At 48.3% G+C, this 22,392-nt stretch carries 16 protein-coding genes and 2 pseudogenes; 11 read left to right on the forward strand and 7 right to left on the reverse strand.

The window, feature by feature from the left end; translation table 11 throughout:
* Nucleotides 1-75 precede the first annotated feature (75 nt).
* The 7 genes and pseudogenes from rpoB (at nt 76) to tpx (ending at nt 13,392) form a co-directional block, all read left to right on the forward strand.
* Complete coding sequence (rpoB, locus tag Q0238_RS03470) at nt 76-4,212, forward strand: DNA-directed RNA polymerase subunit beta (RefSeq protein WP_297942931.1); 4,137 nt, start codon at nt 76-78, stop codon at nt 4,210-4,212.
* Nucleotides 4,209-8,723, forward strand: a complete 4,515-nt coding sequence (rpoC, locus tag Q0238_RS03475; RefSeq protein ID WP_297942933.1) for a DNA-directed RNA polymerase subunit beta' — start codon at nt 4,209-4,211, stop codon at nt 8,721-8,723. Before rpoB ends, rpoC begins: the two co-directional genes overlap by 4 nt.
* A gap of 35 nt (nt 8,724-8,758) precedes the next feature.
* On the forward strand, nt 8,759-9,148 hold the full coding sequence (locus Q0238_RS03480; RefSeq protein ID WP_297942935.1) for a DoxX family protein: 390 nt from the start codon (nt 8,759-8,761) through the stop codon (nt 9,146-9,148).
* A gap of 83 nt (nt 9,149-9,231) precedes the next feature.
* Nucleotides 9,232-9,606: a 30S ribosomal protein S12 gene (gene rpsL / locus Q0238_RS03485; RefSeq protein ID WP_005872613.1), complete on the forward strand. Its 375-nt coding sequence runs from the start codon at nt 9,232-9,234 to the stop codon at nt 9,604-9,606.
* Between the two features lie 69 nt (nt 9,607-9,675).
* Nucleotides 9,676-10,146 (forward strand): 30S ribosomal protein S7, encoded by a 471-nt coding sequence (gene rpsG, locus Q0238_RS03490; protein WP_177386837.1) that lies wholly within the window; start codon nt 9,676-9,678, stop codon nt 10,144-10,146.
* 9 nt (nt 10,147-10,155) lie between these two features.
* Nucleotides 10,156-12,231 carry an elongation factor G gene (gene fusA / locus Q0238_RS03495; RefSeq protein WP_297881524.1) on the forward strand — a complete coding sequence of 692 codons (2,076 nt, stop codon included), beginning with the start codon at nt 10,156-10,158 and terminating at the stop codon, nt 12,229-12,231.
* A gap of 645 nt (nt 12,232-12,876) precedes the next feature.
* Nucleotides 12,877-13,392: pseudogene (gene tpx / locus Q0238_RS03500) on the forward strand (thiol peroxidase).
* A gap of 567 nt (nt 13,393-13,959) precedes the next feature.
* Here tpx and Q0238_RS03505 read toward each other — a convergent pair.
* Complete coding sequence (locus Q0238_RS03505; RefSeq protein WP_297942937.1) at nt 13,960-14,703, reverse strand: DUF4272 domain-containing protein; 744 nt, start codon at nt 14,701-14,703, stop codon at nt 13,960-13,962.
* 351 nt (nt 14,704-15,054) lie between these two features.
* On the opposite strand from Q0238_RS03505, the gene Q0238_RS03510 reads away from it, so the two are divergent.
* Both Q0238_RS03510 and Q0238_RS03515 read left to right on the forward strand, forming a co-directional pair.
* Nucleotides 15,055-15,621 carry a glutathione peroxidase gene (locus Q0238_RS03510; RefSeq protein ID WP_297942939.1) on the forward strand — a complete coding sequence of 189 codons (567 nt, stop codon included), beginning with the start codon at nt 15,055-15,057 and terminating at the stop codon, nt 15,619-15,621.
* A gap of 70 nt (nt 15,622-15,691) precedes the next feature.
* The gene (locus Q0238_RS03515) at nt 15,692-16,261 is read left to right on the forward strand and encodes a nitroreductase family protein (RefSeq protein WP_297942941.1); all 570 of its coding nucleotides are present in this window, start codon (nt 15,692-15,694) and stop codon (nt 16,259-16,261) included.
* A gap of 366 nt (nt 16,262-16,627) precedes the next feature.
* Here Q0238_RS03515 and Q0238_RS03520 read toward each other — a convergent pair whose 3' ends face one another.
* On the reverse strand, nt 16,628-16,882 hold the full coding sequence (locus tag Q0238_RS03520; RefSeq protein ID WP_297942943.1) for a hypothetical protein: 255 nt from the start codon (nt 16,880-16,882) through the stop codon (nt 16,628-16,630).
* A 162-nt stretch (nt 16,883-17,044) separates the two neighbouring features.
* Here Q0238_RS03520 and Q0238_RS03525 point away from each other — a divergent pair, with 162 nt between their 5' ends.
* Nucleotides 17,045-17,212 (forward strand): hypothetical protein, encoded by a 168-nt coding sequence (locus Q0238_RS03525; protein WP_297942945.1) that lies wholly within the window; start codon nt 17,045-17,047, stop codon nt 17,210-17,212.
* A gap of 155 nt (nt 17,213-17,367) precedes the next feature.
* On the opposite strand, the gene pepE is transcribed toward Q0238_RS03525, so the two are convergent.
* Together pepE and Q0238_RS03535 are read right to left on the reverse strand one after the other, a co-directional pair.
* Nucleotides 17,368-18,201: a dipeptidase PepE gene (gene pepE, locus Q0238_RS03530; protein WP_297942947.1), complete on the reverse strand. Its 834-nt coding sequence runs from the start codon at nt 18,199-18,201 to the stop codon at nt 17,368-17,370.
* 229 nt (nt 18,202-18,430) lie between these two features.
* Nucleotides 18,431-18,967, reverse strand: coding sequence for a hypothetical protein (locus Q0238_RS03535; RefSeq protein WP_297942949.1), 537 nt, complete (start codon nt 18,965-18,967; stop codon nt 18,431-18,433).
* Between the two features lie 172 nt (nt 18,968-19,139).
* Between Q0238_RS03535 and Q0238_RS03540 the strand changes: the two genes are divergently transcribed.
* Nucleotides 19,140-19,256 (forward strand): hypothetical protein, encoded by a 117-nt coding sequence (locus Q0238_RS03540; RefSeq protein WP_297942951.1) that lies wholly within the window; start codon nt 19,140-19,142, stop codon nt 19,254-19,256.
* A gap of 809 nt (nt 19,257-20,065) precedes the next feature.
* On the opposite strand, the pseudogene Q0238_RS12255 reads toward Q0238_RS03540, so the two are convergent.
* The 3 genes and pseudogenes from Q0238_RS12255 to Q0238_RS03560 all read right to left on the reverse strand — a co-directional run.
* A pseudogene (locus tag Q0238_RS12255) lies at nt 20,066-20,464 on the reverse strand (methylated-DNA--[protein]-cysteine S-methyltransferase); the annotation flags it as partial.
* A gap of 444 nt (nt 20,465-20,908) precedes the next feature.
* Nucleotides 20,909-21,322 carry a hypothetical protein gene (locus Q0238_RS03555; protein WP_297942957.1) on the reverse strand — a complete coding sequence of 138 codons (414 nt, stop codon included), beginning with the start codon at nt 21,320-21,322 and terminating at the stop codon, nt 20,909-20,911.
* 17 nt (nt 21,323-21,339) lie between these two features.
* Nucleotides 21,340-22,059, reverse strand: a complete 720-nt coding sequence (locus tag Q0238_RS03560) for a CorA family divalent cation transporter (protein WP_297942959.1) — start codon at nt 22,057-22,059, stop codon at nt 21,340-21,342.
* Nucleotides 22,060-22,392: the final 333 nt, after the last annotated feature.

Here is a 22,392-nt window from a genome sequence, read left to right on the forward strand (position 1 = left end):
AATTTCGCATACAAATGTGTGCCGGTGCGTCGCATCGGCACTTCTTTCTTTAAAATACAACTACGAGGTAGTGGAATGTTAAACAGCCTATATTCAGGAAATCGTCTTAGAGTGGATTTTTCAAAGGTTCCCAAAGACATCGAAATTCCGAATTTATTACAACTACAAAAGAAAAGTTTTGATCATTTTTTAAATCTTGATAACTCGGGTGGAGAAAGCGGCATAGAGAAGGTTTTCAAAGCCATTTTTCCTATCCACGATGCACAGAATAGACTAAGTATCGAGTATGTAAGCAGCGAAATCTCAAAGCCAAAGTATTCGATTAGAGAATGCATGGAAAGAGGGCTTACTTATTCGGTAAATTTAAAGATGAAGCTCCGCTTACTCGTGCATGAGCGCGATGAAAAGACGGGCAAAAAAATCGGCGTAAAAGAGATCAAAGAGCAAGATATATTTATTCGCGACATTCCTCTAATGACCGATAGAATTTCATTTATCATAAACGGCGTAGAGCGCGTAGTCGTAAATCAGCTGCACAGAAGCCCGGGCGTAATCTTCAAAGAGGAAGAGAGCCCTACGGTTTTAAATAAACTCATCTACACCGCTCAAATAATACCGGATCGCGGCAGCTGGTTATATTTCGAATACGACGTAAAAGACGTACTATATGTGCGCATAAATAAAAGGCGCAAGGTTCCGATAACGATCCTATTTCGCGCACTAGGCTACAAAAAACAAGACATAATAAAATTATTTTATCCTATTAAGACGATCTATATTAAAAAAGGAAAATTCCTAACCGATTTCGATCCGAAAGAATACGCGGGCAGGCTCGATTACGACATTATAAACGAAAAGGGCGAAGTGCTTCATCAAGCAAGCAAGCGCCTAACATCCAAAAAAGCGGAGAAGTTAGCAGAGGACGGACTAAAACTCATCGAGTATCCAGCTGAAATTTTAGCCGAGCGCTACCTAGCCGATGCCATCGTCGATAAAAACAGCGGCGAGGTACTTTTTGATTCGCTAACTGCGCTAGATGAGGGCAAGCTAGCCAAGATCGCTAACGCCGAGAAAAAATTTACGATCGCTAACGACCTAGCTAGCGGCGTAGATACTTCTATCATAAATTCTTTCATTCAAGATGCTGACGCGCTTAAGCTCTTGCAGCAAAGTGAGGGCATAGACGACGAGAACGATCTGGCTGCGATTAGAATTTACAAGGTTATGCGCCCGGGCGAGCCGGTGGTAAAAGAAGCGGCAAAGAGCTTCGTAAACGATCTGTTTTTCAACCCGGAGCGCTACGATCTAACTAAAGTCGGCCGTATGAAGATGAACCATAAACTAGGCATCGAGGCGCCGGAGTACGTAACCGTACTAACCAGCGAGGATATTATCAAGACGGCGAAATATCTAATTAGAGTTAAAAACGGCGACGGCTTCATCGATGATCGCGATAATCTTGGAAACCGCCGCATCCGCTCGATCGGAGAGCTTTTGGCAAATGAGATGCACCTTGGATTTATCAAGGTTCAAAAGGCGATCAAAGATAAATTTACCGGCATTAGCGGAAATTTAGACGAGCTTATGCCGTATGATTTCGTAAACCCTAAAATCATCACCACTACGCTTATGGAATTTTTCACCGGCGGTCAGCTAAGCCAGTTTATGGATCAGACCAACCCGCTTAGCGAGGTTACGCATAAGCGTCGTCTATCCGCGCTGGGCGAGGGCGGTTTGGTTAAAGAGCGCGCAGGCTTTGAGGTGCGTGACGTCCATCCTACGCACTACGGTAGAATTTGTCCTATCGAAACTCCGGAGGGCCAAAACATCGGCCTGATCAACACCCTAGCGACCTATGCGAAGGTAAATGATCTAGGCTTCGTCGAAGCTCCGTATAAAAAGGTCGTAAACGGCAAGGTTACCGATGAGATCGTCTATCTTACCGCTACGCAGGAAGAGGGGCTCGTAATCGCTCCTGCGTCCGCTAAATTGGACGAAGAGGGCAATATCGTAGAGGAGCTTTTGGAGGTCAGAAAAGACGGCGAAAACATCATGGCTAAGCGCGAGGATATTTCGCTGATTGATCTTTGCTCCGGTATGGTCGCGGGCGTAGCGGCGTCGTTGATTCCGTTTTTGGAGCACGACGATGCTAACCGCGCACTTATGGGCTCGAACATGCAGCGCCAAGCCGTGCCGCTTCTACACTCTACCGCCCCTATCGTTGGAACGGGCATGGAAGCGATAATCGCACGAGATTCGTGGGAAGCGATCAAGGCTAAACGCGACGGCGTCGTAGAAAAGGTCGATAATAAAAACATATTCATTTTGGGCGAAGACGAGAAGGGACCGTTTATCGATCACTACTCGATGGAGAAAAATTTACGCACCAACCAAAACACTACCTTTTCACAGCGCCCTATCGTGCGAAAAGGAGACGTGATAAAGGCAGGTCAAATCATAGCCGACGGTCCTAGCATGGACGGCGGCGAGCTCGCGATCGGCAAAAATGCCCTCATAGCTTTCATGCCGTGGCATGGCTATAATTATGAGGACGCCGTCGTCATGAGCGAAAAGATGATTCGTGCCGACGAATACACCAGCGTGCATGTTTATGAAAAAGAGATCGAGGCTAGAGAGCTTAAAGACGGCGTGGAGGAGATCACGCGCGACATCCCTAATATCAAAGAGGAGGAGCTTACCCACCTCGATGATAGCGGTATCGTAAAGATCGGTACTCACGTAAAGCCGGGCATGATCCTAGTAGGCAAGGTAACTCCGAAAGGCGAGGTTAAACCGACGCCTGAAGAGAGGCTTTTACGCGCGATCTTCGGCGAGAAGGCGGGACATGTGGTAAATAAATCTCTTTACGCTACCGCTTCGATGGAAGGCGTGGTAATCGACGTTAAAATTTTTACCAAAAAGGGCTACGAGAAAGATCCACGCACGAACAAAGCCTATGAAGATGAAAAAACCGAGCTCGAAAGGGAGCATCACGATAGGCTTTTGATGCTCGATCGAGAAGAGATGTTAAAGGTAGTGGCGCTTCTTTCAAAAAGCGCTTTGCAAAGCGATCAAAGCCTAAATAAAAAAGATTATAAAAAGGGCGATAAGGTTAAAAAAGAGGAGCTTGAAAGCTCCAACCGCTTTACGTTAAATTCCTTTGTCAAGGCTTATTCTAAAGCTGTTCAGAAGGAATACGAAGAGCTAAAAAACCATTTCCAAAACGAGAAGCGCAAGCTCAAAGAGGAGCATGACGAAAAGATCGAAATTTTAGAAAAAGACGATATCTTGCCAAGCGGCGTCGTTAAGCTCGTAAAGGTCTATATCGCGACTAAGCGCAAGCTAAAAGTGGGCGATAAGATGGCGGGCCGCCACGGAAATAAGGGTATCGTTTCAAATATCGTTCCTGAGGTCGATATGCCGTATCTGCCTAGCGGACAGCGCGTGGATATCGTGCTAAATCCTCTCGGCGTTCCAAGTCGTATGAATATCGGTCAGATAATGGAGAGCCACTTGGGCCTTGTGGGCTGGCGCTTAGGCGAGCAGATCGCTAAAATTTTAGAGGAGAAAACGGGTGAATGGATAAAAACCCTTCGCGCCAAAATGATTGAGATCGCAGGCGTTTCCAAACTAATGCAGGCTAAAAAAACGCTTGAGAAGATCAGCGACGAGGATCTTTTAAAATACGCTAGAGACTGGGCTAAGGGCGTTAGATTTTCCGCTCCGATATTCGAAGGTATCGTGCCGGAGGATTTCAAAAAGCTATTTGAGATGGCGGGCATCGATCAGGACGGCAAGACCGAGCTTTACGATGGTCGCACCGGCGAAAAGATCAAAGAGCGCGTAAACGTGGGCTGCATGTATTATCTCAAACTACACCACCTAGTCGACGAGAAGGTTCACGCAAGAAGCACCGGTCCTTACAGCCTAGTTACGCAGCAGCCGGTCGGCGGCAAGGCGCTATTCGGCGGTCAAAGATTCGGAGAGATGGAAGTTTGGGCTCTGGAGGCATACGGCGCTGCATACACGCTTCGCGAGATGCTAACGATCAAATCCGACGACGTCGACGGACGCTTGGCTGCGTATAAGGCGCTGACAAAAGGCGAAAACGTTCCGTCTACCGGAATTCCTGAGACATTTTTTGTTTTAACTAACGAGCTTAAATCGCTTGCTCTAGACGTTGAAATTTACGAGAATGGAGAGAATAAATGAGCGATAATTCAAATTTAGAAAGAATAGAAATAAAAGAGGACGCTAGAGTTCACGACTTCGACGCGTTTGCTATCAGACTCGCTAGCCCCGAGCAGATCAAAGCATGGAGCCACGGCGAGGTCAAAAAGCCCGAAACCATCAATTACCGCACGCTCAAGCCGGAACGCGACGGTCTTTTTTGCGCTAAAATTTTCGGCCCCGTAAGGGATTATGAGTGCATCTGCGGCAAGTATAAAAAGATGCGTTATAAGGGCTGGAAGTGCGAAAAGTGCGGCGTCGAGATCACGAGCTCGAAGGTTCGCCGCACTAGAATGGGGCATATTGAGCTGGTAACGCCGGTGGCGCATATTTGGTACGTAAATTCCTTACCTAGCCGCATCGGTACGCTGCTAAACATCAAGATGAAGGATCTCGAGCGCGTGCTTTACTACGAGGCGTATATCGTAGAAAGTGCAGGCGAGGCGTTTTACGATAATGAAAATTCTAAAAAGGTCGAGAAATACGACGTTTTAAACGAAGAGCAGTACCAGAGCCTAAAAGAGCGCTTTTCGCAGACGGGCTTCGTCGCCAAAATGGGCGGTCAGGTAATCCGCGATATGCTAGCCGAGCTTGATTTAGTTGAAATTTTAAATTCTTTGAAAGAGGAGATGGCTAATACAAACTCCGAAGCGAAGAAAAAAACCATCGTCAAGCGTCTAAAGGTCGTCGAGAGCTTTTTAAATTCCGGCAATAAGCCCGAGTGGATGATGATTACGAATCTTCCCGTGCTACCTGCCGATCTACGCCCGCTCGTTAGCCTTGAAGGCGGAAAATTTGCGGTTTCGGACGTAAACGATCTGTATCGCCGCGTCATAAATCGAAATTCTAGGCTCAAAAGGCTGATGGAGCTCGACGCACCCGAGATCATCATCCGCAACGAAAAACGAATGCTTCAAGAGGCGGTGGATGCGCTTTTTGACAACGGACGTCGCGCCAACGCCGTAAAGGGCGCCAATAAGCGACCGCTTAAATCTCTAAGCGAGATCATTAAGGGCAAGCAGGGTCGCTTCCGTCAAAATTTGCTCGGCAAGCGCGTGGATTTTTCCGGTCGTTCCGTCATCGTCGTAGGTCCAAATTTACGCATGGATCAGTGCGGTCTGCCTAAGACGATGGCGCTTGAGCTATTCAAGCCGCATCTAATCGCCCGCCTGCAAGAGAAGGGCTACGCAACGACCGTTAAGCAGGCCAAAAAGATGATCGAAAATAAACTAAACGAGGTCTGGGAGTGCTTGGAGGAGGTCGTAAAGGATCACCCGGTTATGCTAAACCGCGCGCCGACGCTTCATAAGATGTCTATTCAGGCGTTTCATCCCGTGCTCGTCGAGGGTAAGGCGATCAGGCTGCATCCGCTAGTCTGCGCCGCGTTCAACGCGGACTTCGACGGCGATCAGATGGCGGTGCACGTGCCGCTTAGCCAAGAGGCGATCGCGGAATGTAAAATTTTAATGCTTAGCTCGATGAACATCTTGCTTCCTGCGAGCGGAAAGCCTGTCGCGGTGCCTAGCCAGGATATGGTTTTAGGAATTTATTATCTAAGCCTCGAAAAGCCGGGTGCAAAAGGAACAAATAAAATTTTTGCAAACGTCGATGAAGTAATGCTCGCCGTGGAGGCAAACGCCCTAGACATCCACGCTAAAATTAAAACGATGATCGATCATCGCATTATCTTTACGACCGCGGGGCGATTGATCATCAAATCGATCCTGCCTAGCTTCATTCCGGATCATCTTTGGAATAAGATCATGAAGAAAAAGGATATCGCTGAGCTCGTCGATTATGTCTATAAAAACGGCGGCCTTGAGATAAGCGCGGAATTTTTGGATAATCTTAAAAATTTAGGCTTTGAATCCGCGACTAAAGCGGGCGTTTCGATCTCCGTTTCGGACATCATCGTGCCGAAGTCCAAAGCAAGCCTCGTCGAAGAGGCTAAAAAGCAGGTTAGAGAGGTTCAGAACCAATACGGCGCGGGCTTGCTAACTGACGGCGAGCGCTATAATAAAACGATCGACATCTGGACCAGCACCAGCAAAAAGCTAGCCGATGAGATGATGAAGATGATGGAGAAGGACAAGGATGGCTTTAACTCCATCTATATGATGGCCGATAGCGGCGCGCGAGGTAGCGCTGAGCAGATCAAGCAGCTAGCGGGCATGAGAGGTCTTATGAGTAAGCCCGACGGCTCAATCATCGAAACGCCGATCACTTCAAATTTTAGAGAAGGTCTGAATGTAAACGAGTACTTCATCTCGACTCACGGCGCGCGTAAAGGTCTTGCCGATACGGCGCTAAAGACCGCAAACGCGGGCTATCTGACGCGAAAGCTGATCGATGTCGCGCAAAATGTTAGAGTTACGATGCACGACTGCGGCACGCACGAGGGTATCGAGGTTACTGAGATCGTAGAAAACGGAACCCAGATCGAAAGCCTAGCCGATAGGATTATGGGTAGGGTGCTAAGCTCGGATGTGATTGATCCGGTGTCGAATGAAATTTTATTCACCGAAGGCACGCTTCTGGGCGTTAACGAGGTGCGCACCATAGTCGATGCCGGCATCAAATCCGTAAGCATCCGTACGCCTATTACGTGCAAGGCTGAAAAAGGGGTTTGTGCGAAGTGCTATGGTGTAAATTTAGGTGAGGGCAAGCTGGTAAAACCGGGTGAAGCGGTTGGTATCATCTCTGCGCAATCAATCGGCGAGCCGGGTACGCAGCTTACGCTACGAACCTTCCACGCTGGCGGTACAGCATCTACCGAGCAGCAAGATCGCCAAGTAATCGCCGATAAAGAAGGCTTTATCAGATATTACAACGTAAAGACCTACGAAAACGGCGGCAAAAATATCGTAATGAACCGCAGAAACGCTGCGGTGCTTTTGGTAGAGCCAAAGATCAAAGCTCCAATTACCGGCAAGGTAAGCATCGATATAACTCACGACGACGTAAATATAACGCTAAAAGGTAAGAAAGAAGAATTTAAATATACTATCCGACGCCACGATCTAGCCAAGCCTACCGAGCTTGCAGGCGTAAGCGGCAAGGTAGAGGGGAAATTCTACATCGTTTTCAAAGACGGCGAAACCGTTGGGGAAAATGATAGTTTAGTAGAGGTTATAAAAGAAGACTGGAATATCCCTACTCGAATTCCGTTTGCCAGCGAACTTCGCGTCAAAGACGGCGAGCCGGTAACCCAAAAGATCAAAGCTGGAGCAAATGGTACGCTTAAATATTTCATCCTAAAGGGTGATTATTTGGAGAGACTAAGAGATATCAAAAAAGGTCACATCGTAAGCGAAAAGGGTATGTACGTAGTCATCTCCGATGACAACGGCAGAGAGGCGATCCGCCACTATATACCGCGCGAATCGGTCATTACCTATGATGATAATAGCGTCGTAAAAAGCGAAGATCTTATCGCTAAGCCTAAGAAAGACGATCGCTTGATTATCGCTGAGTGGGATCCGTATTCTATCCCGGTAGCAGCAGAGTGCGAGGGTAAGATCAGCTTCGAGGATATCGAGCCGGGATACACCGCTACGGAGCAATATGACGAGACTACCGGTCAAAGCCGTTTGGTTATCAACGAATATCTACCGCAGGGCGTTAAACCGGCTATCATCGTAACTCCTAGCAAGGGTGAGCCTATCAAATATAATCTAGGACCGAAAACTGCGATTTTTACAAATAAGGGCGATCAAGTAGCGATTGCAGATATTTTGGCTAGGACGCCGAAGGCTGCTGCGAAATCAAAAGATATCACCGGCGGTTTGCCGCGCGTATCGGAGCTATTTGAGGCGCGCCGTCCGAAAAATACCGCGATTATCGCGGACATCGACGGAACCGTCCGCTTTGATAAGGCACTGCGCGCAAAAGAGCGCATCGTAATCGAGGGCGAGGATGGAACGAGTGCGGAGTATCTGATCGATAAGAGCCGCCAGATCCAAGTGCGAAACGGCGAGTTCGTCCACGCTGGCGAGAAGCTTACCGACGGAGTTATCAGCTCGCACGACGTGCTTAGAATTTTAGGCGAAAAGGCGCTGCATTACTATCTGATAAGCGAAATTCAACAGGTTTACCGCTCTCAAGGCGTCGTCATCAGCGATAAGCATATCGAGATTATCGTATCTCAGATGCTCCGCCAGGTTCGAATTGTCGATAGCGGCGATACTCAGCTAATCGTCGGCGATCTGATTAGCCGCCGTAGATTTAGAGAAGAAAACGAGCGCATTATGAAAATTGGTGGCGAGCCTGCGATCGCGGAGTCCGTGCTACTGGGCGTAACTCGTGCGGCCGTAGGAAGCGATAGCGTCATTTCGGCAGCGTCCTTCCAAGAGACTACGAAGGTTCTAACCGAGGCTAGTATCGCGGGTAAATTTGACCGATTGGAGGACTTAAAAGAAAACGTGATTTTAGGTCGCATAATTCCGGTCGGAACAGGTCTGTATAAAGATAAGGAAGTTAAACTCAAAAAATAATTTTGGGCGCAAGCCCTAAATTTAAAGGATGAAACATGAATATGATCAACATAAATTTCGGTCTGTTGTTTATCAGGTTGGGGCTTGGAGTTTGTCTTTTAATGCACGGAATTTTTAAGCTTACTCATGGTATCGACGGCGTAAAATCGATGCTGGTAGCCAGAGGAATTCCGGATTTAGTGGCTTACGGCGCATACGTAGGCGAGGTGCTGGCGCCAGCGATGATAATCATAGGCGTATTTTGCCGCATAGGCGCTCTGCTTGTGATCGCAAACGTGCTCATGATAATATATGTCCTACACACTCCGTTGAGCGCGCTTACCGGCGTGGGCGGATTTGAGCTGGAAATCATATATCTGTATCTTTCTGCTGCGATCTGCTTAGTGATCTGCGGCGGCGGAGAGTTTGTACTGATTAGAGATTAAAATTTAGTTAAATTTACGTTTCTGTAAGTTTAAACAAAGTATAATCCAAATCTTTTTGAATAAATTTTTGTGAAAGGAAAGATGTGCCAACCATAAATCAATTGGTCAGAAAAGAGCGCAAGAAGATTACCGAGAAATCGAAGTCTCCGGCGCTAAAGAATTGCCCTCAACGAAGAGGAGTTTGTACTAAGGTCTATACTACGACCCCTAAAAAGCCAAACTCAGCGCTTCGTAAAGTTGCCAAAGTAAGGCTTACTAGCGGATTTGAAGTCATCAGCTATATCGGCGGTGAAGGTCACAATCTACAAGAGCACTCCATCGTGCTAGTTCGCGGCGGTCGCGTAAAGGACCTACCGGGCGTTAAATATCACATCGTCCGCGGTGCGCTCGATACTGCAGGCGTTGCGAAACGAACCGTTGCAAGATCAAAATACGGTGCTAAACGACCTAAAAAATAGTTTAGCCGAAACAGACCGGCACTAGATTTTGCCGAGTTTGAGTAAAATTTTAAAATTTGAAGGAATAAAATGAGAAGAAGAAAAGCTCCCGTTAGGGAAGTTATGCCTGATCCGATTTATGACAGCAAGGTAATCACAAAATTTATTAATTCGCTTATGTTCGACGGCAAAAAGAGCGTCGCTACCGAGATTATGTACGGCGCCTTAAATTTCATCGACAATAAAGGCGGTGAGAAGAAAGGCATCGAAATTTTTAACGATGCCATCGATAACGTTAAACCTTTGATGGAGGTAAAATCTCGTCGTGTAGGCGGCGCCACATATCAGGTTCCGATCGAGGTACGACCGGCTCGCCAGCAGGCTTTGGCTATTCGCTGGATCATCTCTTTTGCAAGAAAAAGAAGCGAGCGCACGATGATAGAGCGCCTGGCTTACGAGCTTATGGACGCCGCAAATTCTAAAGGCTCTTCATTTAAAAAGAAAGAAGATACCTACAAGATGGCGGAAGCCAACAAAGCTTTCGCGCATTATCGTTGGTAGGAGGGCATCATGGCAAGAAAAACCCCTTTACATATGGTTAGAAACATCGGTATTGCCGCCCACATCGATGCCGGAAAGACCACTACAAGCGAAAGAATTCTATTTTTTACCGGCATGAGTCATAAGATCGGCGAGGTTCACGAGGGCGCTGCTACTATGGACTGGATGGAGCAAGAGCGCGAGCGCGGCATCACGATCACGTCTGCGGCAACTACCTGCTTTTGGAATAATCATCAGATAAATTTGATCGACACCCCGGGTCACGTTGACTTTACTATCGAAGTCGAGCGCTCGATGCGCGTTTTAGACGGCGCGGTAGCAGTATTTTGCTCTGTAGGTGGCGTTCAGCCTCAAAGCGAGACCGTTTGGCGTCAAGCGAATAAATACCATGTTCCACGCATCATTTTCGTAAATAAGATGGACCGCGTCGGCGCAAATTTTTATAATGTCGAACAGCAGGTAAAAGATAGACTAAAAGCACATCCGGTTCCGATTCAAATTCCGATTGGCGCTGAGGACGATTTTAAAGGCGTTATCGATTTGGTTACTATGAAAGCGCTCGTTTGGGACGATAGCAAGGGTCCTTCTGCTCCCGAGATCGTTGAAATTCCTGCTGAATTACGAGAAAAAGCGCAAGAGTACCGCGACAAGATGATTGAGGCGGTAGCAGAGACTGATGAAGCTTTGATGGAGAAGTATTTTAACGGCGAAGAGCTAAGCGTAGAAGAGATTAAAAAGGGCATCAAGAAAGGCTGCTTAAGCCTAAGCTTTTTTCCTATGCTATGCGGCACCGCGTTTAAAAATAAGGGCGTGCAGCCTTTGCTAGATGCGGTCGTAGATTATCTACCTGCGCCTGATGAAGTGCCTGCGATTAAGGGTCAGTATGAGGACGGCAGCGAGGTTCACGTAAGCTCTACCGATGAGGGTGAGTTCGCGGGTCTTGGATTTAAGATTATGACCGATCCTTTCGTAGGTCAGCTTACATTTGTGCGCGTATATCGCGGCGTTTTGGAAAGCGGCAGCTATGTCGTAAATACCGGCAAGGGTAAAAAAGAGCGCATCGGCCGCTTGCTAAGAATGCACTCGAATAAACGCGAAGAGATCAAAGAGCTTTATGCGGGCGAGATCGGTGCCGTCGTGGGTCTGAAAGATACTCTTACGGGCGATACGCTAGCTAGCGAAAAAGATAAAGTAATTTTAGAACGTATGGAATTTCCTGATCCCGTTATCAGTGTAGCGGTAGAGCCTAAAACCAAAGCCGATCAAGAAAAAATGGGTATCGCGCTTCAAAAATTGGCGCAAGAAGATCCAAGCTTTAGGGTTGCGACCGACGAGGAGAGCGGACAGACGATCATTTCGGGAATGGGCGAGCTGCACCTCGAGATCATCGTAGATAGAATGCTTAGAGAATTTAAAGTCGAAGCAGAGGTCGGACAGCCGCAGGTCGCATATCGCGAGACTATCCGCAAAAAGGTCGAGCAGGAATACAAATATGCCAAGCAGTCGGGCGGTCGCGGTCAATACGGTCACGTATTTTTGCGCCTAGAGCCTTTGGAGCCTGGCACCGGATATGAGTTCGTAAACGATATCAAAGGCGGCGCGATTCCGAAAGAATACATCCCTGCAGTCGATAAAGGCTGCCAAGAGGCGATGCAAAACGGCGTTTTGGCGGGATATCCGGTCGAGGACGTGCGCGTAACAGTCTATGACGGAAGCTACCACGAAGTCGATAGCTCCGAAATGGCGTTCAAACTCGCCGCTTCTATGGGCTTTAAAGAGGGCGCTAGAAAAGCGGGTGCCGTAATCTTGGAGCCTATGATGAAGGTCGAGGTAGAAACCCCTGAGGAGTATATGGGCGACGTCATCGGCGATCTAAACAAGCGCCGCGGACAGGTTAATAATATGAGCGAGCGCGGTGGCAACAAGATCATCGACGCGTTTTGCCCGCTTTCGGAGATGTTCGGTTACTCGACCGATCTGCGCTCTCAGACGCAGGGTCGCGCGACCTATTCGATGGAATTTGATCACTACGACGAGGTTCCTAAAAACGTCGGCGAAGAGATCATCAAAAAGCGCAACGGCTAAGCTTAATGGACGCTAGGGTGCGGCGATAGCTTTATCGCCAACCCTGGCGCTTCTTGAAATTTTAAAATAGCCCTTCAAATTTAACCCGCTTTACTAGCGTAAATTTAAATTCATACTCCGACTCCGAATAAAATTTCAATTCATAAATTTTAACTTCCGCCGATCGTAAATTTAGATCAAAAAATTTCAATTAAATTTAAAAATTTAAAGCATAACTTAAAGTGCGCGCGGCGTCGTCTATTTGCTTTATCAAAATTTATTCCCTCGCGGATTAAACATACGCAGCGCTATCGCTTTGATTTTTATTTACGGATAAAATCGCCGCAAGCGGAATCGCGCAAACGGGGCGAAATTTTACCTTCGGCGTAGCCTCAAGGCGGAGCGCTATTATAGACTTATATCGGATTGCGATCGTCAGCGCTTTATGTTAAGTTGCGATATTTTCCGCAGGCGGGTGTTTAAATTTTGCCGCCGCTTTGCGCCGTAAAATTTGATCTTCGCAGAGCGATCTACGCGCCGATCATATCGGCCGAGCCGACGCCCGAGCTCGCCTGTTCTCGGATTTAGCAGGCGTTTACTTTCGCGGGCTATAATGCGCCCGTTTTAAATATTTCAAAACAAAGGAAAATTATGCAATAAACCAAATTGCAAGGCGTAAGCGTCGGTCTTTCGGGTAGCGAGCTTAAGCTTGGAGATGAGGCGCCATAGGTTAGTCTGGTCGCGGCCGATCTTAGCGAGGTCAAAGTCGGTGGCGGCACGGGCAAGGCCCAGGTCATCATCGCCGTGCTGTCTCTGGATACGGACGTGTGCGCGATCGAGACGCGCAAATTTAACGAGCGCGCCGCGAGTATAAAAAATACCGAGGTTTTCGTGATCTCGATGGATCTGCCGTTTGCCGCGGGCAGATTTTGCTCGACCGAGGGGATCAAAAATTTACGCACCCTAAGCGATTTTCGCGATAAGGAGTTTGCGCGCGCATACGGCGTGCTGATCGCGGACGGCACGCTTGCGGGGCTAACGTGCCGCGCGATTTTCGTCGTGGATACCGCAGGCAAGATCGCTTACAAGCAGATCACGGACGACATCGTAGATGAGCCCGATTACAACGCGGCGCTCAATGCGGCGGCGTTTGCGAACGGAAGCGCTGCGACGCAGGGCTGATGCAATTTCTAGGTCTGCGGCGCAGACGTTGCCCGCTTAAATTTAGCGGGCTTAAAATACGCGGACGGGCGCCTTGCTCGCCCGCAACTTTAAATTTTAAAATTCCGCGGCGCCCTGAAATTTGGCATGCCGCGTCTAAAATTTCGACGGATCTGCGTTTGTGATCCTCTTTGCGCAGTTTGCAAGAAAAATTTTAAAATTTTAATCTCCAATTGATTCATAAATTCTCACATTCGGTATGCCTTTCGATCCGTCGGCACATATTTTGGATTTAGAAAAAACAGCGCGCGATCAGGGTTAAATTTTAGCGCAAAAATACGGGCGGCAGTATAGCAAAGCTAGACGAGGCGGGGATGAAATTTGCGGGCGGAGCGTGTATGTAAATATGTAACCGAGCAAATTTCAGATGCAACGACGTATAGCAAAATAAGACAGCGCGCGCAAAGATAAGGCGAAGTATTTTTTCTTTAGACGAGGCGGAAATGAGCCGAATGAAGGAGCGTATATTATAATACGTGACCGAAATTCGGCGAAGTTTCCAACGATGTATAAAGGAAAGAGGGGTTGCTAAGTATTCAAGTCCGGATAATCCCACGCATTATATTCATCCGTCAGATTATCGTTCTCCGCCCCCTTGCAGCACAGCCACTCTAGCCCGCCGCGCCTCTCCATCACGATCTCTTCGTCGAGCCCCGCGCTATTCGTGCCGTGCACGCGAGCATTGACGCACGCCCAGTGGTAGCGGTAGATGAGATCAAGCGCCTGCAAAATTTCATCCGTATCTCGTAGCTTCACGCGCTCCGAAAAATCACCGCCGCTAAAGGTGTCCATCACAAAGGCGCAATCGCAGATCTCGCTCGGAAAGCTAAGCTCATCCACGAGCCCCATCGCCCACATCAGCGCCCACAGCGACTCGTATTTCCAGCCCATATTTACGGCCTCGTCGCGGCTCGCCTCGCCCTGCACGACGCGGCACTCCATGCGCGTGAGCTTGTCTATGCAGCCGTAGCGGTTATCTAGAAAGCCCCGTACGCCCTGCTTATCCTCGTCTGCGAGCTTGCCCTCGTCTCTGATAGAGCAGGCGCACATTATCGCCGCGTACGAGCAGATCGCGCGGGCGATGACCTCGTCTTTTTCGCGCGGGGAAACCTCGCTCGTCTCGTACCGTAGCGGCAGATGATCGATATACGGCACGCCCTGCGATTTTAAAATTTCGATGCTTATATCCTTGCGCTCCTGCGCGGTCTTGCCGATCTTTGCGGCGTTTGCGCTATTTTTGCCACCTTTTTTGAAAAAATCTGAAAATGCCATGAGCTCTCCTTAAAATTTTAAACGTATTTTAAAACAATCGCGCAAAATTTCAACTTACGGCGGCGGGACGGATTTTTTAAATTTAAACTCAAACTCAAGCTTTGCAATCGGACGGAAATTCCGTGCCTCATCTTGTTAATTTATACGGCGCCGTTCAGGCTCGCCCGCGCCATAATAAGGCAATGAAAAAGGATCGTTTGCGCCGCAAGAGGGCGGCCGAATTATGGTAAAATTCGGCAAATTTAATGCAGGAGCGGCGAATGGGACGGCAGATAAATTTTTAAAATCGCAAAAGAACACGCTGAGAACACATTCACTCGCTAAAATTTATTAAAAATTTTAAGGCGAAAAGTGCCACAAAGGAGAAAAATACAAATCTACGACATTAACGTAACTACAGGCAGAGGCGAGCAAAAATCTATGGGCGAGTACCGCGGCAAAGTGTTGCTTATCGCAAATACGGCCAGTAAATGCGGCTTTACGAACCAATACGAGGAGCTTGAGGTGCTAAATCAGGAGTTTAAAGACAAGGGGCTTTGCGTATTGGGCTTTCCTAGCGATAATTTCGCTCATCAGGAACCCGATGACGACGAGACGATAGAGCAAAATTGCAAGCTAAATTTTGGCGTAACGTTTGAGCTATTTAAAAAAGGCGACGTGCGCGGCGAGAGTGCGATAGAGCTGTTTAAATTTCTAACTTCAAAACAGGGGTTTAAAGGCTTTGATGTAGCCCATCCGTTAAGCGCAAAACTTGAAGAATCGCTAAAAAGCAACTTCTCTGAAATTTTAGAAGGCGACGGCGTGAAATGGAATTTTGCGAAATTCGTAGTGGATAGAAACGGCGAAGTCATAGCGAGATTTGAGCCGACGGCTAGCTTTGAACAGATAAAAGCGTGCGTGAAAAAGATATTAGGCTAAACGGCTGCTCGCGGGCGCTTGAGTAAAGCGCGGCGAGCCTGAAATATAAAATCAAATTTAAGGAGAGAAAATGCAACTACTCGAAGCTATGAAAAAGCGTCGAAGCGTGCGCGAATTTAACGCCGAAGTCCCGTCAAAAGAGGAGATCCAGGCGATTTTGGAGGCAGCGTATCTAGCGCCCGCTCTTTTTACCACGAAGGATGCTCACATAAGCGTTATCACGGACAAAGATCTTTTGCGCGAGCTTGATGCGGCGGCCGTTAAGAAATTCGGCAAAATGCTTGAAAACATGGGGATGAAAACCAAAACTACGCTTTACGGCGCGCCCGTTCTTATCTTGCTTTCGGGTAAATTCGCGACGGAACTGCCGAAGGAATGCGAAGGCGCCAAGCTTGAAAACCTACACCGCGGGATTTACTGGGCGATGGGTTCTGTGATGCAAAATATGCAGCTTCGCGCAACCTCGCTTGAGCTTGCTTCGTGCCCGATAAATACAGTCGTCGTTACGCTTTTTGACGAGCCTGTTCTCGCAGCTCGCGTGGGCATCCCCGAGGGATACTCGCCGCTTTGCTCGCTTGCGATCGGTAAAAGCGACATTAAATGCGAGGAGCGTAAGCCTAGTTGCGATCATTATATTTAATTTACTTGCGCCCTGGCGTTTAAATTTGCGCCTGCAACGAAGCCTAATGTGGCGTCTGAGTGGATACGTTTATAGTAGCTAAACGCTTAAATTTGCAGGCGTTTTAAATTTATAGCCCTTTGCGAGCCGTCTGCGGCAAGCGGCGCAAACTAGCGGCGGCGAAGGCGGCTTTGAGATCGTGCGGCTTACGATGCGGCGGGGCGATTTTTTGCTTACATGGGCGCCCTTGCGCGAGTGATGCCGCTTTTTCTTGCATAACCAAGCCGTTTAGGCGGGAAAACGATTAAATTCTAAAAGCGCGCGTGATTCAAGCAGCGCTTTTTTGCGTAAGCGTCGCCTTTTGCTCGCGCTAGCGGTGCCGCCCGTTTACGGCGTCGTAATATTCGGCAGTTTGTCGTCGTTCGGATCAAATTTTAAAATTTTACCGTCCGCGCAGCGCTTCGCGTAAAAATAATCTTTGTAAAAATAAGCGCCGCAGCTAAGCCCGCGACCGATCGCTTCGTCGTTTTCTAGTTTATTTTTGATCGCGGATAAATTTCCCCAAGTAGCCGCGCCCTGATTTTTTGCGAGGAGCCGTAGCGCGATCATATCTATAGCTTCTTGCGTCTCCCGCCCGCCCATGCCTTCGAGATGCTTCGATACATATCGTCGTAAAATACCTTTGCAGGCAATTCGGGCTCTTGCGGCGATTCCGGCGAGATAAAAATTTTAAGCCTTGCCTCAGGTCGGTTAAGTTTCGGCGGTTACTCGAACCGGTTTTGGCGGCGCCATAGGCGCTCTTTTTTGCAAATATACCGTCCCGCCGCAGCCGGCAAGGATATCCGCGATATACGGAATAAAATCGCCGAGCGGCATAAGAAAGTGGATGTAGGGCATTTTATCTGCGTTTTAAATTTTACTTTTTATGGCTTCGGCGATCGCACGCCGCTTAAATCGATGCTTATCTTTTGATCGCGCGTTCACATAAGCAAAACGCGCTTTGTCGCGTAAATTTAAAAAGCGACGCCCGAATTTAGCCGAGCGCCGCAATTAAAAATTTAACCGATTTGCGCATTCAAACGAGCGGTGATCAGGCGCATCTATCGGTTAAATTTGAGCGGGTACGATCAATACTTAAATGAGCTACCCGGCTCGATCAACTTAACCTTTTGCTTATAGTTCATCTTAAGCACCGCAGCAGGCCCTAGCACGGTCGCCTTTTCGCCCTCAAGCCAAAACGCTGTACCCTCCGGCATCGCGTACACCGTCGATTTTTGATTAGCGATCAAAAATTCCTCCAGCCTCTCCTCTCTACTCTCGCCGTTGTGCCCCGCAGGCTTGCCCGAGATGAAGTGCGGATTGATCTGGTGCGGGAAGATATTGAAGGTATTAAACGACTCGGGCTCGATGATCGGCATATCGTTCGTCGTCATCATCGTAGCGCCCGCGACATTCGAGCCCGCGCTCCAGCCGATATACGGCGTGCCGTCCTCGACCATTTTGCTAATCAGAGCGATGAGCTCGTTTTCGTACATATCGTGCACGAGCTTGAAGGTGTTGCCGCCGCCTACGAATATGCAATCCGCGCTCGCGACTTCCTTTGCGGCGTTTTTAGCGTGGTGGACGCCGACGATGTTTAAATTTAAGCTCGCAAGCGCCTCTTTGACGCGCTTTTCGTATTCGTCGTAGCTCCTGCGCAGGCTCGCGTAAGGAATAAAAACGATTTTTTTGCCCGCGAGGTTGTTCTCCTGTGCAAATTTACCGATCCACGACACCGCGTGCGATAGATACTTCGTGTCTTTGTAGCCCGAGCTTGAGAGCAGCAGCGCTCTTTGCTTGCTATGATCGCGCTTTGAGAGCTTAAACGCCTTTTCGCTCGCAGCTAGTTCGCTCGTACCGAGCATCGCAGCGCCCGCCGCCAAAGCGGCCACCTTTAGTAGGTCTCGTCTTTGATTTTGCATCTTTTCTCCTTTAAATCAAAGTTTGTATTTACTTTAAAATTATATTCCTTTACATATAAAGAGGGGCTGAATATTCGGTTTAAATTTCGCTCGCCCCAAGGCCTCGGCAAGGTAAAATTTAAAACTACCAAATTCCGAAATTCAGCGAGGCGCTGCGTCGTAAAATTTAAAAACGCGGCCAAATTTAATGAAATTCATGGCGCCGACACTAGGTTAAATTTAGTGAAATTTACGCTTCGTCTTTCGGGGTATATGAGCCCGTATTGAAAAAATAGCATACCCCAAAAACTATTCCGCAAATCGGCGCTACGATTAAGGCGTACAAAAATATATGAGCTGCGGCGCCTTCCAATATCCCGGTAAAAATCAAGGTCGGATATAAAAGCAAAACTATACTGGCAAAATTTTCTATCGTAAAGACCAACAAACTATCTCCTTGATCCTTGATAAAAAGGTTGCTGTATCGCTTAGTCTTAGTGTATCTTAAAAAACAGATCGTCGCGCATATAGGCAAAACTATTATCGCGACATCACGAATATCTCTAAAAATTTTAGACGACGATTCTATACCGATATTCGAAAAAAGCAAATCAAGAAAAAACATTAGCATTAGCGAGAAATAGATGGTTGTAGCCGCCGACGAATAATACCCTATAATCACGCGTCTAATAAATTTATGCCTATCGTATCGCTTCTTTGAATTTTCAGGGATAGCGGCAAATTTCTCGTCCAGCTCTTTTGTGTCTGATTGAAATTTTTTATCCACAGCTCACTTCTTTTAAAGCGCTAAATTTTAGAAATTATATCGAATTTGGCGCTGCAAAGCGGCTACATTTAGGTCTAAATTTAAACGCGAAAGAGTATAATCGCGCCATGGTTTTGACGCAAAATTTGATCTATGAAATTTTACCTTTGTCGAGGAAATCCCCGCGGGCAGGGTGGCATCATACGGACAGATCGCGCGCCTGATCGGGCTGCCCGCTTGCTCGCGGCTCGTGGGGCGCGTGCTCTCGCAAGTGTGCTCTACGGCGATTACCCGTGCCACCGCGTCGTAAACCACGCAGGCGCCTTGGCGGCGAGCTTTGCGGCTCAGCGCGAACTGCTAGAGGCCGAAGGCGTGGAATTTAGAGGCGAGCGCGCCCGTATGAAAAAGCACCGCTGGGAGTGTTAGGCATGGAATTTTATTGCCCCTGTGCGGTGCGGAATTTACGGATCATTCGAAGCGCGAAATTTTGAATTGTCCGCGGCATGGAATTTTAATTTATAAAATTTTATATCCGCGCAGGTTTAAGCGGCGTAGTGGCAGCGCCACCGACCGCCAAGAGCCTGCGAGCTTCATTTGTTTGTAGATGCGGCGCAAATCATCATGCGTGAAAAAATAAAATTTATCTTTTTTGCGCGGCGGCTTAAATGCTGCACTAAGCGGCTCCTCGGCATCAGTCCGCCGCAGTTTTACTAAGCAGATGCGACGCCGCCTATTAGTTTTCTTGTTGCGCCCGTTTCGGCGCCGCTTGTAGATTTTGGTTATCGCAAATTTTGTAGCGGCCGAACTGGCGGCCGATCTATCCGTCCTCGGCGCGTTAAAATTTTAAATCGATGCGACTTCTGTGAAAGGCGGAGAAAAGCGGCGAAATTTTAAAATTTACTCAATCCGCTCTTTGAGCGCACCGGTGCGGGACGTTTTGCGGTGCGCCGATTTGAGTTTCGCACGGGGCTCCGTTTTGGCGGCATAGCTAGGCTCATTTAGCGATACGGCTCGCAACGTTTATCGTCCTTTTGGCGGCAGGCCTCATCTTGCGCGGCTTTGCTATCCGGTTAGCTTTTTTGGGCCTTGGGCGCGCTATTAGCCGCTTAAATTGCATTCTTACGGCGCGGTGCTATTTGGGGGCGTGAAAAAGCCTTGCATATCGACGCCCCCTGGCTGCAGCAGCTTTATTTTTCTATCGATGCCGCCTGCGTAGCCCGTGAGGCTGCCGTGCGTGCCTACGACGCGGTGGCAGGGGATGATGATCGAGATTTCGTTGTGCCCTACGGCGCCGCCCACGGCTTGCGCGGACATCTTCGCTAGCCCGCGTGCTGCGGCGATTTCGCGCGCGATCTGCCCGTAGGTCGTGGTTTTTCCGTATGGAATTTTAAGCAAAATTTCCCACACGGCGCGCCTAAACGCCGAGCCTACGGGATTTAGAGCGGGCGTAAAACCCGGCTCGCGTCCGCTAAAATACAGATCAAGCCAGCGCCTAGTTTGATCAAAAACGGCTAGGTTTCTCTCCTCAAAGTACCAGCTTTGCTCGTTTTGCTCATTCGCGCAGAATTTTCCGCTCCCACCTTGCGCCGAAAGATTGGTCGCGCGAGGTTTTTCGCCCGTGTCTTTAACTGCAAAATCGCGCGCGTTGTACTTTTCGTCTGCGCCGTTCGCCGCTTTTGCCGCAAAATCGCTCTCTTCACTCTTTTTCAATGCTGCAAAATCGCGCTGCGTTTCGCTCGCGGCGTGCCGCTCTTTTGCGAGCAGATCGTCGTCGCCCCGCTTTTTATCCGCACCGCTTGCCGTGAGGGCGTGCGCGTAGTATTTCTCGCCCTCGAACCACAGTCCGCAAAGCCCCGCTCCATCGCCCGCGAGCGTGATTTTACCAAGCGGCGAGTCGTAATATGCGATAAATTTCATTGTTTCTCCTGTTTTGCGATTAAATTTAGGCGCCGCAAGCAGCGCTTAAATTTCCCAAATTTCTAAAATTTGCGGGCAGATTTTAGCTACGCTTTGTTCAAACTCCGCCTTTTGCGAGGCGTTCGGTTCGTCAAGGGCTTCGAATTTAGCAAAAAGCTCCGCTATCTCAAACCAGCCCGCAAGATTTAGATCGAATTTTTTCAAATTTGCCTCGGACAAAAACTCCAAATCATGGTCGTAAAACGCGATCTCGCCGCCAGAGCTTAGCAACCAAAGATCGCCGCTGCCGCCGTCTGCAAATATACAAAACTCGCGCAGCAGCCCGCTGTCGCCCTCAAAAGGAAATTTTGCCGCGTCGTTGCAGCGTGCGATCTCATACTCTTTCAGCACTCTAAAATCGCCCGCAATCTCCCTTCCGAAGTATCCGCCTAGGATATTTTTTAGCTCGTTTTTGTTCAAAATTTAACTCCTTCGCTTTAGTTTCGCTTTTTGGCGTAGAGCATAAGAAAGCCAACCATCGCCGCGAAAATCACGCACATCGCAAGCGTCACGATGAGCGTGCCGTGCGTCGAGCCGTTTAAAAACAGCCCCGTCGTGTTCATACCGAAAAAGCTCGTGATGAAATTTAGCGGCATCAGCAGCGACGAGATGATCGTGAGAATGTAGATGTTGCGGCTAATTTTGTCGTTTTTAAGCCCCTGGATGAATTGATAGATATCCTCGATCCTGACGGCATATTCGCTCATCACGCCTTTAAAAACGCCCGCTTCGTAGGCGTAGTTTTTCAGCTGCTTTTTCAGCGCCGGCTGCTCGTTTGCGCAGATGAGAAGCGCCTCGTAAAAATGCGAAATTTTGTTTTGAAATTTGCGGATTTCATATTTTAGGATCGAATGCCTTTTCATAAATTTTGAAAAATCGCCGCGGCGCGTGTAGATTTTTTCGTAATTCTCAAGCTCTGCGGAGTGCTCTAAAATTTTATCGCGATATTGTGCTAGGATCTTTTTGACGACCGCGAAAAACTCCGCCTCGCTGCTAAGCCGCACCTCGGCGGCACCCTCCTGCAAATAGATCGCGTCCGCGTCGAAAATAAAGCGGTAGTTTTGCTCGCGTGGCGCGTCCGTTACGAAATATACATACTCGCGATCCTCGGCGTAGTAATAGCCCGAAACGCTGCGCTTTTCGGTAATCGGGTTCAATGAGGCCTCCTTATTCAGTCGTTTTAAATTTATGGAATTTTAGAATTTCGTTGCCGATCAGAATTCCGAAATTTCGCCAATAATAGGAATTCTAAAATTCCGCAGTCACTTAAATTTTATCGTATTTGGAATTTCAAAATTCTTTTGCGCTTGGAATTTTAAAATTTTAAGCACGAAAGAATTTTATTATCAGATCTTTTAGGATTGGTGGAATTTTATGCGGCGTAGTCGCAATATAAAGAATTAACGCGAGCGTAGCTCGCACCGCTAGCGTCGCGCGGGTGGGGGTTGGTAAGGGGGCGGGCGCGCCTCGCAACTCTGAGCGCCGCCTCC

This window comes from uncultured Campylobacter sp. (assembly GCF_938045775.1).
Classification (GTDB): Bacteria; Campylobacterota; Campylobacteria; order Campylobacterales; family Campylobacteraceae; genus Campylobacter_B.